Below are 12,748 nucleotides of genomic sequence, written 5' to 3'. Positions count from 1 at the left end.
ATTACTTATGAACACATTTACGCTGATAACGGCTTTAGTTACCATTAGTGCATTAATTTCCTACATCAACAACCGATTCATCAAACTCCCGGGAACCATAGGCGTGATCGTGGTTTCGCTCCTGTTGTCATTACTGATTTCGCTGACAGGTAAAATTTTCCCCGGCGCATTTACTTTTATTAAAGATGTAACCAACGGTATTGATTTTACAGGCACCCTGCTGGACGTAATGTTAGGCTTCCTGCTTTTTGCCAGCGCATTACATTTCGATTTCAATAAGTTAAAAGCACAGCGGTATCCCGTACTGGTACTGAGTACCGTAGGAGTTATCGGCTCTACCTTTATATTCGGATTCCTGCTGTACTGGACCACAACACTGCTCCACATTGATATTCCGCTGGTATATTGCCTCTTGTTTGGCGCACTCATTTCTCCTACCGATCCGGTAGCGGTATTGTCCATCTTGAAAAAATCAAAAGTCCCTCCTGCCCTTGAAACTATTATTGGCGGGGAGTCTTTGCTCAATGATGGTACCGGCATCCTGTTATTTGTGATCCTGAAAGAAGTAGCCGGACAGGCAGATAGCCATGTTTCACTGTCACATGCTGCGGCCTTGTTTTCACAGGAAGTATTCGGCGGTATCCTGCTGGGTGTTGTTTCCGCCATTGTGGCTTACAGAACCATGAAGCGTGTAGATGATTTCAATATCATTGTAATGGTGTCTCTATCGATGGTAATGGTGATTTCCGTAGTAGGCGCCATGCTGCACGTATCCATTCCACTGGCGGCGGTTTCTGCCGGTTTGATATTGGGTAATACTTCCCTCGGTACAAAAAATGCGGAAGAAATTCAGCACTATTTTCATAACATATGGAGCCTCATCGATGAGCTGCTGAACACCATCCTGTTTGTGATGATCGGGTTGCAGATTGTGATCATGCCATTCCTGCAAAACTATTGGTTCACCGGTTTGATGGCCACTTTATTTGTACTGATCGCGCGGGCGCTGAGTATTACCATCCCGGCCATTGTATTAAAACGCTCCCTGAAAACGGATTATAAAAGCATTACTATATTGGTGTGGGCAGGACTACGTGGGGGCATCTCCGTTGCACTGGCACTGTCATTACCGGAATCACCCTACAAGGAAATTATCCTTTCGGCCAGTTACTTTGTGGTATTGTTCTCTATTATTGTACAGGGGCTCACACTGAAGAAAGTGGTGGACCGTATGGTGGTATAGTGGATTTATAGCAGCAGGGAAGCATTGAATACTTCCCTGCTGCTATTTATTACTTCACTTTAAATTCCTGCGACAGCAGGAAGCTCTCTGAACTCTTTCCTATATTGATTTTATACGTGCCTTTGTATAATTTCCAGGCATGTTGCTGTAAATCCCATTTCTGTAACTCCGCTGCCGGCAGTTCCAGTTCCACTATTTCTTCTCCACCTTTGCTTACATGCACCCGCCTGAATGCCTTCAGTTCCTTCACCGGCATACGTTCCATATTTGGATAAGTGATATAGGCCTGCACTACTTCGTCGCCATCAAAGTCGCCGGTGTTTTTAACGGCTACGGATACACGAATAATGTCTTTGCTGCGGTACTCCTTTGCCGGAGCCGTATGCCAGGCATAGTCAAACTTCGTATAGCTGAGGCCGTAGCCAAAAGGATACGCTGCTTTACCTTTAAAATACCGGTAGGTGCGGTTTTTCATGCTATAGTCCTTGTAGTCCGGTAAGTCCTGCAGGGATTGATAAAAAGTAACCGGCAACCGCCCTGCGGGCGAATATTTTCCGAAGATGATATCCGCGAGGGCGTTACCGCCCTGTTCTCCCGGATACCACGCCAGGATCACCGCATCTGCGTAGGGCGCGATGGCCGACACATCTACCGCGCTGCCGGCAGTAATCACGGCAATGATAGGTTTCTTATGCGCTTCCCTTAATTTCTTCATGAACAGGATCTGTGAGCGGGGCAGGCTCAGTGTATTTTTATCGCCGCCGGAAGGGGAAAGGAATGCGTCTCCTTCTTCTCCTTCCAGTAACGGCGTTAAGCCAATTACCGCTACCGTCACATCACAATTCTGCGAAGCCCAGATGCCGCCAAAATGCAAGGTATCTGTAAAGTCGCACCCCTGGTCGTATTGCATGGCCATACCCGGACCGGCGGCTTTGGCCAGTCCCGCGGCGAAAGTAACCATATCGCCCGATACGCCGTGATAGTTGCCCATCAGGGCTTCCAGCGAAGCGGAGTTGGAACCCGTCACCAGCATGGAAGCATATTTATCGGCAGTTAAGGGTAATACGCCGTCGTTTTTCAGCAATACCATGCTTTCCCTGGCGGCTTCACGGGCCAGCCGGGCGTGATAGCTGTTATTTACGCTATCGGCGCCATAGGCGCTGTAAGGACTTGCTGCCGGGGCATCCAGTAGTCCCAGCTTTATGCGCGTACGCAGGGTGGCGCTGAGGGCACTGTCTACATTCGCGCTGGTCAGCCAGCCCTTATCAATGGCTTTCATCACATCATCCTGTAAAATATTGGCGCAATCGAGATTAACGCCTGCTTTCACCGCGGCTGCCGCTACTTCCTCGCGGGTAGGAATAGCTTTATGACGCAGCCAGATATCATCCAGCGCCCAGCAGTCGGTAACTACCTGTCCGCCAAATTTCCATTCATGCCGCAGGATGTCCTGCAACAGCGTATTGCCGGTGCAGCAAGGCTGACTGTTTACCCGGTTATACGCGCACATGATCGATTCTACTTTGCCATCCACCAGTTTCTTAAACGCATAGAGATAGGTTTCCCGCAGGTCCTTTTCATCGATGATGGCATTAAAGCTGTGCCGGTCGGCTTCGGGGCCGCTGTGCACGGCAAAGTGTTTGGCACAGGCAGCCGTTTTCAGCGCACCGGGAACATCCCCCTGTAAGCCCTGCACAAAAGCGCCCGCCATGGTAGCAGTGAGATAAGGATCTTCACCGTATGTTTCCTGGCCACGGCCCCAGCGGGGATCACGGAAGATATTGATGTTAGGAGTCCAGAAGTTAAGCCCCATATACTGCACATGCCGGTGCTGCTGCACGGCCAGGTTATATTTAGCACGGGCTTCCGTGGAAATGGTGTTGGCTACTTCCCTGGCCAGCGGCGCATTAAAGGTAGCCGACAGCCCTATCGCCTGCGGATATACGGTGGCTTCTCCACCTCGTGCAATACCATGCAACGCCTCATTCCACCAGTTATAGGCAGGGATCTGCAACCGGTCTATCGCCGGACTGTTATATCCCAGCAATGATATTTTTTCAGATAGCGTAAGGGTATGCAGCAGGTCGTTCACCCGGTCGTTCAGCGGCGCATCCGCCCGCCTGAACAGCGCCGGCTGCTGCGCCGCTGCGTTTGACGTAAATAAAAGTATGAAAGCACCAAAAATGAAAAACTGTTTTCTCAACATGCTAAACCTGATTTTTTTCTATAAGATATTCCACCTCTGCGCAAGTTATCATATAAAAAACATAATCGTATGGCGGTATCCCACCAATGGTTTATTTTGTTTATTATCGTGAAGAAATTAATAAAATAGTATGACTAAATGGGAAAAGATCAGGGCCGATTACCCCGTATGTAACAACGCTGCTTATTTTTTTACCAACGGCGGCGGACCGGTAAGTACCCCTTTGGTGCAAAGGGCAACAGCGCTTTTCGCAGAACTGAGTGAAAAAGGCCGCGGAGTGATGCCCGGCTGGGATCACCAGGCCAATGAAGTAAGGACGCTCGTTGGTGAAATGATCCGCGCAAAGGCCAGTGAAATTGCGTTCATCACCAATACCTCGCAGGCTATGATCCTCCTATACGGGATGTTTCCAAAACACTATGAAATCATCACCATGCGGGATGAATTTCCCAGCAGCTTTGTAGGCTGGATGCACAACGGTCATACCCTGCATTTCGTAGATAGCGATGACCATAACCAGATCTCCGTTGCAGACATCGCCGCTAAAATCACCCCGGCCACCCGTATCCTGATCACCAGCCACGTGATGTTCAGAACCGGCTTCCGGCAAAACCTGAAAGCCATTGGCGAACTATGCAAACAACATCAGCTCATCCATATAGTAGATGCCACGCAATCCTTTGGCGTCAACGACATTGATGTGCAGGAATGTAATATCGATGTCCTCATCTTCCACGCATACAAATGGGTCACTGCCGGTTATGGTACCGGCGCAATGTATGTGTCGCAGAAAATACTGGATCAATACCCGCCACAGGTGATGAGCTGGTATAATGTGGATTATGAAACGGCCGATTTCCAGTCGGTGAAGGACTATACGAACTTCACACCTAAAAAAGATGCCACGGCATTTGAGCCCGGCACACCACCGTTTGTAAATATACTTTTATTAGGAGAGGCACTAAAATATCTTCATCGTACGGGCATTCCCGATATAGAGGCATATGTCGGGGAGCTAGTCACCTACCTGGCGGAAAAGGCGGCTGCACAAGGCATCCGGCTGTTGTCAAACTATCCGCCGGAGCATCTTTCTGCCATACAACTGCTGGAAATTACACCCACGCAAAATGAGAATATTGAAAAGAATAATATCCAGGCGAGATATAAAAATAACAGACTAACGGTAGCCTTAAACTTCTATAACAACAAGGCGGACATTGATAAACTATTTTCGGCGCTCGCCGAAGCATAAAAAAATAGCGGAGGGAAATCCCTCCGCTAAAAATATTAAAAGTTGAAATTATCAGGGTCCGGTCCTACCCTTTCCCCACGATCCAGCGCATCTATCTTCAACACATCTTCTTTACTGATCTCAAAATTGAACAACTGCGCGTTGGAAATCACCCTGTCCTGGCGAATGCTTTTAGGAATGGTCACCACATCTTTCTGCAGGTCCCATCTTAATACTAATTGTGCTACTGACACTTTATATTTCTCCGCAAGTTCTTTCAGCAATGGCACGTCAAACGCCTTACCCTGCATCAGCGGGCTCCAGGCTTCAAACTGTACGTTGTTTTTCTGACAGAAATCCAGCAGGGAAGGCTGTACCAGGTAAGGATGGAATTCCAGCTGGTCTACCATAGGCAGTACTTTCGCGCTCTGGAACAGGTCTTCCAGGTGATGTTGCAGGAAATTGCTGACGCCAATAGCTTTTACGCGGCCATCTGCATACAATTGCTCCATTGCGCGCCAGGTTTCTTTATACTTACCCTTTACCGGCCAGTGAACCAGGTACAGGTCAAGATAGTCTGTTTTCAGTTTCTCCAGGGAGGTATCAAAAGCTTTCAGGGTGCTGTCGTAGCCCTGATCCGCATTCCATACTTTCGTAGTCAGGAAAATATCCTTTCTGTCGGTCGCATTTTTTTCAATGGCAATACCCACTCCTTCTTCATTACCATAAATAGCAGCGGTATCTATATGCCGGTAACCGGCATCCAGTGCATAAGTCACTGAATCGATCACTTCCTGTCCTTCTTTTGTTTTAAAAACACCTAATCCGAAATAAGGCATCTGTACACCATTCGACAATTGCACAGTACCGTTAATGTCTGTAATATTCATATAATGGAGATTTTATTTTACTGTTTGAAACGCCAGGGAGGCCGGTTTGTTCAAACGGACGTATAATATAACACACAACACCAGCCCGGTAAATGCGAGCGCCGCGCCTACATATTCCGGTGAAGTATAACTATAGCCAGCTGCAAGGGGCAGTCCGCCCAGGAAAGCGCCCAGCGCATTCCCGATATTGGCGCTGGCCTGCATAGACGAAGAGGCCAGCATTTCCGCGCCTTTGGCGGTATTGATCATCAGCATCTGCATGGGTGCTATCACGGCAAAGGCAATGCTGCCGGTAACAAAGGTCATGATAATGGCAGGAACTTTATAGTGACTTACCAGGCTTACTATGAGCAGCGACAGGATCATGGCCAGCAACAAAAAACCGGTAGTCACGATCGGTGAAAAACGGTCGGCCAGCCGGCCTCCCATAAAATTACCCACTGCCATACCCACGCCGGCAATGATCATGATAATAGTGATCATATTGCTCTCAAAACCGGCCACCTCCGTCATCAATGGAGCGATATAACTGATCCAGGCGAAAAGTCCGCCGGTACCAATCGCAGATACCCCGATGATGAGCCACATATCCACCTTTTTGAAAATACCCAGGCTTTCCAGGAAGCTGCTGTTATTGGTAACCGGGATCACGGGCATCCACAACTTCACGCTGCCCGCTGCCATCAGGGATACTACCCCCACTATAAGAAAGGAAATACGCCAGCTGTAATTATGCCCGATGTACGTCCCCAGCGGCACACCAATGATATTGGCAATCGTTAGCCCTGCAAACATCACGGATACGGCGCTGGCTTCCTTTCCCGGCTCTGCCAAACGGCTGGCCACTACCGCGCCCATGCCAAAGAAAGCGCCATGCGGCAGCCCGGCAAACAAACGGGCTACTACCAGCCACTCATACCCCGGCGCAATGGCAAATAAACTGTTGAACAGTCCAAACGCCAGCATCAGCCCTATCAATACCTTTTTCGGAGGAAAATTACCTGCCAGCGCTACCATCAGCGGAGCGCCTATTACTACACCCAGTGCGTAAGCCGAGATCAGGTGCCCGGCAACAGGAATAGTGATATCAAGCGAGTTGGCCACATCCGGCAAAACACCCATCATCATAAATTCCGTCATCCCTATACTAAAGCCTCCCATCGTGAGACTATATAAACTTAATTTTTTCATCAGATTTTTATGCGCTTATCGATTTGCAGACGCAAAATTACGACGGAACAAAATGGAGACACCAGTATATATAGGAGATATTTTTGTACAAATAGAAGAAAAAGGACCTGTGGACATCCTTCCTTCAGATTAGTTTATTAAATAAAAACAACCTATCTTTGCGGTGCAATTTAAAAAGTATATGAACAACTATCTCACATATCAGGCATGCAGTTACGCAACTACCGTTATCAGAGCGGTAATTGCAAGTACCCGCATTGTCTTAATTCAAGACGGGGAGGCAAATCCATCCCGGATATGAGAGGTTAATATATAACTCCTGAAATCTTTTTCAAGGGCCTCTTCATCCGAAGAGGCCTTTTTATTTGCTTCCCCCCAATATCTCCAACAGTTTCTTTAGCGAACAATTAATCACCATGAACACCAACAGGAAATTTATTATTAAAGCATCAATGTCATTTACACGGCTCGTCCGGTAATGCAGACTTCCTGTTGCATAAAGCAAAGGCCGCTCATTACCAGATGAGGGGCCTTTTTTAATTCCTTTTTTAAATAAGAATATATGAAACGCTTAGCGGATTTTAGAAATATAGGTATCATGGCACATGTCGATGCAGGTAAAACAACGCTTACAGAACGCATGCTTTACTTCACCGGCTTCACACATAAACTTGGCAACGTAGACGAAGGCAACACCGTAATGGATAGTGACCCGCAGGAAGAAAAAAGAGGTATTACCATTTCCTCCGCCGCTATCACTACCTATTGGCAGCACCAGGATCATACCTGGCAGATCAATATCATTGATACGCCCGGCCACGTCGACTTCACCGCTGAAGTGGAACGTTCATTGCGGGTGCTGGACAGCGCCGTAGCCGTATTCTGCGCCCGTTCCGGTGTGCAGCCCCAGTCGGAAACAGTATGGCATCAGGCGAATCATTATAATATTCCCCGCATTGCGTTCATCAATAAAATGGACCGGCAGGGAGCGGATTTCCGCCGCGTAGTAAGCGACATACGCCAACGGCTAAACGCTAATGCGCTGCCGGTGCAATTGCCCATTGGTGCGGAAGATGACTTCACCGGGGTGATAGACCTCATTACCATGAAAGCGCTCGTATGGAACACCGCAGACGGTAAAACATATGAAACGCTCGATATCCCGGCGGCCTTGCTGAACGAAGCATTGGAAGCACGTAATTATTTACTGGAAGAATTGTCCCTGCTGGATGAATCCTTGCTGAATAAATATACCACTGCTCCCAACAGTATTCTTCCGGAAGACATTTACACCGCACTGCGCGGTGCTACCATCCGCCTGGAAGCCGTACCCGTACTGGCCGGCGCCGCCTATAAAAACAAAGGTATACAACCCCTGCTCGATGCAGTGGCCACCTATCTTCCTGCGCCTTCAGACATTGGCGATGTAAAAGCCACTGATCCGGAAACGGAAGCAACAGTGATGATTCCCGTTAGCGAAAGTGCGCCGCTGGCTGCACTGGCGTTTAAGATCATCACCGACGACTACGTAGGGAAGTTAACGTTAGTACGTGTATATGCAGGCGTATTGCGCAATGGCGATACACTCTGGAACAGCCGCACCGGCCGCAAGGTCAGGATCAGCCGTTTGATGCGGATCATGTCCGATAAATATGAAACAGTGGAAGAAATAGGCGCCGGCGATATCGGCGCGGTAGTAGGACTGAAAGATGTGAAAACAGGCGACTCCCTTTCGCATCCGGATCACCCGGTATTGCTGGAAAAAATCAGCTTCCCGGAACCCATGATCGGGTATGCGATTGAGGCGAAATCTGCGAAAGATAATGATAAACTGGGCGATGCCTTAAACAGGTTGCTGGAAGAAGATCCTACGCTCACCGTAACAGTGGATAACGCTACCGGCCAAACGATTTTGAAAGGTATGGGCGAACTCCACCTGGAAGTGGTGCTGGAAAAGCTGGCCACACAATATCATCTCGATATCAACAAAGGACAGCCACAGATCGCGTACAAGGAAATATTTACGCAGGCCGTTACCCATCGTGAAGTGTATAAAAAACAAAACGGTGGCTCCGGTAACTTTGCGGACATCCAGTTTGAATTATCACCCGGCGATGAACAGGCAACAGGACTGGAATTTATCAACGAAATCAAAGGCGGTGCTATTCCAAAAGAATTCATCCCTGCGATCAGTAAAGGTTTTGAGTCGGCCATGCACAACGGCGCACTGGCAGGTTATCCCGTAAAGTCCATGCGCGTGAGATTGCTGGATGGTTCCATTCATAGCAACGACTCCCACGCCCTGGATTTTGAACACGCAGCCATCACCGGGTTCAAAAGCGTAGCAGCGAAAGCTGCTCCCCGCCTGCTGGAACCCTGGATGAAAGTAACGGTAACCATGCCGGAAGAATTTACCGGCACCCTCACCGGCGACCTGAACCGGCGCCGCGGTGTGATCAAACAAATGGAGATGGATGGATCTGTGCAAACCATCACCGCAATGGTACCATTGTCCGAATTATTCGGTTATATAACGGTATTGCGTACACTCTCTTCCGGAAGGGCCGCTGCTTCGCTCACATTCGACAGCTATCAGACCGTTCCCGGTAATATTACCAGTCATATACTGGTAAAATAAAATGAAAAAGGTGAAGGACACAATCCTTCACCTTTTCTTTATGCGATAAAACCATTCACTATTGTAACACCTCACGATCGCTGTGAACATCCTGGTAAAATTTCTTTACCAGCCGGCTATCCGGCAAAGAGTTCAACACGGCGATAAACCATTTTCCATCTTTCTTCACCACCTTTCCTTTGTAATAACCAACAGACATCAGTTGAATCTGCCCGGTGGTAAGGTCTGTCCAGAGGTTACTGGCGTACATCGTTACCCGCACCGTATCATTGGTGCCGGGGTAAAACTGCATATTGGAAATAAGGTGCCTCGACTGGTAATGCGTATTCCGGATACTCATTACCAGGGAATCTATTTTAGCGGTCCAGTTTTGTTTACCTTTTAGTTTCACCCCGTCTATTTCACCACGAATGTTATCATCCATAAACTCCACGCATTTATTCAGATCGCTGTTATCGAAATGCTCGCAGAAACCATAAATCACTTTTTCAATCTGTTGCTGTTCCCGGTATCCCAGCTCATGGGTATTTGCAACGTCCGGTAAAACGGCAGCGGTGCTGTCTGTATTTGTTTTTTCTTCTGGAGATGTGTGGCAGGAAAAGAGGCCTATGGTGCTAAGAACAAGCGCAGTGGCGAATGGGAAAAATCTGGACATCTTATAAATTTTATGATATAACAAAACAAACGCATAATTAGTTTTATTATATCATAAAATTTTCTGTCTATAATGGGCACTTCTGATGATAATCAATTAATTCAATCGGGGCGTTAGCCAGCTCAATACCTTTGTAGTAGGCTTCAATCTCATCCAGTACAGCTTCTACCTCTTCCACGGTTTTCATAGTCACCAGCCGCGTACGGAATTGTTTGATATCAGGTAATCCCTTCAGGTAGTTGGCATAGCAGCCACGCATTTCGTTGATCCCCTGTACTGGTCCTTTCCATTCTACCGACAGGCTTAGATGTTTCTTACTTACGGCAATGCGTTCTTCCAGGGTGGGGCCGGCCATTATTTCACCGGTATTCACATAGTGTTTGATCTCCCGGAATAACCACGGATAGCCAATCACCGCGCGGCCAATCATGATGCCATCCACGCCGTAACGATTTTTATACTCCAGCGCCTTCTGCGGGCTGTTGATATCTCCATTGCCAAAAATGGGAATATGTATACGGGGATTGTTTTTTACTTTGCCGATGAGGGTCCAGTCGGCTTCGCCTTTGTACATCTGGCAACGGGTGCGTCCGTGAATCGCCAGGGCTTTGATGCCTACGTCCTGCAACCGTTCTGCAACTTCTTCGATATTCTTTGAGTCGTCGTCCCATCCCAGCCTGGTTTTCACGGTAACAGGCAGCTTAGTGGCCTTTACGCAGGCTTCAGTGAGCCGCACCATCAGGTCCAGGTCTTTCAGCACGCCCGCGCCGGCGCCTCTTCCGGCCACCTTTTTCACAGGACAGCCAAAATTGATATCCAGCAGGTCAGGATTGGTAACATCTACGATCCTGGCCGCCATCGCCAGGCTGTCTTCATCCCCGCCAAAGATCTGTATCCCTACCGGGCGCTCATATTCAAAAATATCGAGCTTCTTCCTGCACTTAATGGCATCACGGATCAACCCTTCACTGGAAATAAATTCCGTGTACATCAGGTCAGCGCCGGCATCCTTGCATACCGCCCGGAAAGGCGGATCACTCACATCCTCCATAGGCGCCAGCAGCAAAGGAAAATCAGGAAGCGTTATGTTATCAATCTTTACCAAAATCTATATTTTTTCGCAGCAGCCGCAAAGATAAAGATATTACGCGGATTTTGCCTTAGACAAAATCCGCAGAAAGACCATCGCCGGAGGCGATCCCCCTTTTATTCGCAAAATTTACTTACTTTTCGTTGGTATAATCTTTGGCCCCGCATCCTAAATCTTTCCGTATGCAGAAATTTGACGCAATAGTAATCGGATCCGGTCAGGGTGGAAACCCACTGGCAAAAAAACTGGAAGAAAAAGGCTGGAAAACTGCTATCATTGAACAACGCTATGCCGGTGGCACCTGCATTAACGACGGCTGCACCCCTACCAAAGCAATGATCGCCTGCGCAAAAGTGGCACATACTGTTTTTCATAGTAAAGACTGGGGCGTTCACAGCCACGGGTTCATGGTGGATCTGCCTTTTATTGTAGCCCGGAAAAATAATATCGTAACAGAATTTCGCGGAGGAACAATCAAAGGTTTACAATCAAACAATGTAAGCATCTTCATGGGAACAGCTGTCTTCACGGGTCATAAAACAATCAAGGTAACCGGGCATAAGGGAGAAGAAAATATATTAACAGCAGATCACATTTTTATCAATACCGGCGCCACGCCTTTCATTCCGCCCATCCCCGGTCTTACGGATGTGCCGTATCTCACTTCCACCACGCTGCTCGATGAAGTAACAATTCCGAAAGAACTGATCATTCTAGGAGGCAGTTACATCGCGCTGGAAATGGGACAGCTCTATCAGCGTTTAGGCAGTCACGTTACCGTGATAGAATCCGCTTCACAACTGGTATCAAAAGAAGATCCCGATGTGGCGGCAGTGATAAAAAAAATGCTGGAGTCGGAAAATATGCAGATCCACACCGGCACACAGGTAACCCATATATCCCGCAACGGGAAAAAGATCATCGTGGATATTACTACCGGGGAAGATAAAGACACTATAACGGGTACGCATATACTAATAGCAACCGGCCGCACGCCACAAACTGCAGCGCTGCAACTGCAGCAAACAAATGTACTCACGGATGAAAAGGGATTTATACAGGTAAACGACAAGCTGGAAACCTCCGAACCAGGCATCTATGCCCTCGGCGATGTAAAAGGCGGTCCTGCATTCACACATATCTCCTACAACGATCATCTCATTATTTATAAGAACCTTTTTGAAAATGCAAACACCGGTATAAAAGACCGTCAGGTGCCTTATTGTATGTTCACCGATCCGCAACTCGGACGTATCGGCATTACAGAGAAAGAAGCGCGGAAAGAAGGGATCCCGTTTAAAATAGCCTGCCTGAGTATGGACAAAGTTGCCAGGGCCATAGAAACGGGGCAAACAAGAGGTTTTATGAAAGCGCTGGTGCATGAACATACCAATAAAATCCTGGGCGCCGCTGTAATAGGCACAGAAGGCGGCGAAATCATGTCTATCCTGCAAATGGCCATGCTGGGCGGTATCACCGCCACGCAGATACGCGAAATGGTGTTTGCCCATCCGCTCTATGCAGAATCATTAAACAATCTCTTTATGACCCTGGAGAAGCCTGCTCCATAATGAGCAATTTTTTCCACAATCTGATATATACCG

Annotated in this window: 9 protein-coding genes; 4 read left to right on the top strand and 5 right to left on the bottom strand. The window is 48.0% G+C overall.

Features of this window, described 5'->3' with window-relative positions; translation table 11 throughout:
- The first annotated feature begins 7 nt into the window (after positions 1 to 7).
- Complete coding sequence (locus tag V7S65_RS04370; RefSeq protein ID WP_079468037.1) at positions 8 to 1,243, top strand: cation:proton antiporter; 1,236 nt, start codon at positions 8 to 10, stop codon at positions 1,241 to 1,243.
- Positions 1,244 to 1,292: 49 nt separating this feature from the next.
- Here V7S65_RS04370 and V7S65_RS04365 read toward each other — a convergent pair whose 3' ends face one another.
- A complete protein-coding gene (locus V7S65_RS04365) occupies positions 1,293 to 3,449 on the bottom strand; it encodes a glycoside hydrolase family 3 protein (RefSeq protein WP_111578739.1) in 2,157 nt (718 codons plus the stop codon).
- A 130-nt stretch (positions 3,450 to 3,579) separates the two neighbouring features.
- Here V7S65_RS04365 and V7S65_RS04360 point away from each other — a divergent pair, with 130 nt between their 5' ends.
- Complete coding sequence (locus V7S65_RS04360; RefSeq protein WP_336386097.1) at positions 3,580 to 4,701, top strand: aminotransferase class V-fold PLP-dependent enzyme; 1,122 nt, start codon at positions 3,580 to 3,582, stop codon at positions 4,699 to 4,701.
- Between the two features lie 35 nt (positions 4,702 to 4,736).
- On the opposite strand, the gene V7S65_RS04355 is transcribed toward V7S65_RS04360, so the two are convergent.
- Entirely contained in the window at positions 4,737 to 5,570 is an 834-nt protein-coding gene (locus V7S65_RS04355; RefSeq protein WP_111578741.1) for an aldo/keto reductase, read from the bottom strand.
- 12 nt (positions 5,571 to 5,582) lie between these two features.
- Positions 5,583 to 6,761 carry an MFS transporter gene (locus tag V7S65_RS04350; RefSeq protein ID WP_336386098.1) on the bottom strand — a complete coding sequence of 393 codons (1,179 nt, stop codon included), beginning with the start codon at positions 6,759 to 6,761 and terminating at the stop codon, positions 5,583 to 5,585.
- A gap of 562 nt (positions 6,762 to 7,323) precedes the next feature.
- Between V7S65_RS04350 and fusA the strand changes: the two genes are divergently transcribed.
- A complete protein-coding gene (fusA, locus tag V7S65_RS04345) occupies positions 7,324 to 9,399 on the top strand; it encodes an elongation factor G (protein ID WP_336386099.1) in 2,076 nt (691 codons plus the stop codon).
- Positions 9,400 to 9,457: 58 nt separating this feature from the next.
- On the opposite strand, the gene V7S65_RS04340 is transcribed toward fusA, so the two are convergent.
- On the bottom strand, positions 9,458 to 10,054 hold the full coding sequence (locus V7S65_RS04340) for a nuclear transport factor 2 family protein (protein ID WP_336386100.1): 597 nt from the start codon (positions 10,052 to 10,054) through the stop codon (positions 9,458 to 9,460).
- A 67-nt stretch (positions 10,055 to 10,121) separates the two neighbouring features.
- A complete protein-coding gene (gene dusB, locus V7S65_RS04335) occupies positions 10,122 to 11,159 on the bottom strand; it encodes a tRNA dihydrouridine synthase DusB (protein ID WP_336386101.1) in 1,038 nt (345 codons plus the stop codon).
- Between the two features lie 167 nt (positions 11,160 to 11,326).
- On the opposite strand from dusB, the gene V7S65_RS04330 reads away from it, so the two are divergent.
- Positions 11,327 to 12,715: a mercuric reductase gene (locus V7S65_RS04330; RefSeq protein WP_336386102.1), complete on the top strand. Its 1,389-nt coding sequence runs from the start codon at positions 11,327 to 11,329 to the stop codon at positions 12,713 to 12,715.
- The last annotated feature ends 33 nt before the right edge of the window (positions 12,716 to 12,748 follow it).

It is taken from the genome of Chitinophaga sp. CCNWYY40 (assembly GCF_037483205.1).
Lineage (GTDB): Bacteria > Bacteroidota > Bacteroidia > Chitinophagales > Chitinophagaceae > Chitinophaga > Chitinophaga ginsengisegetis.
The sequence above is the reverse complement of the archived record's forward strand: the minus strand, read 5'-3'. Positions and strand labels throughout refer to the sequence as shown.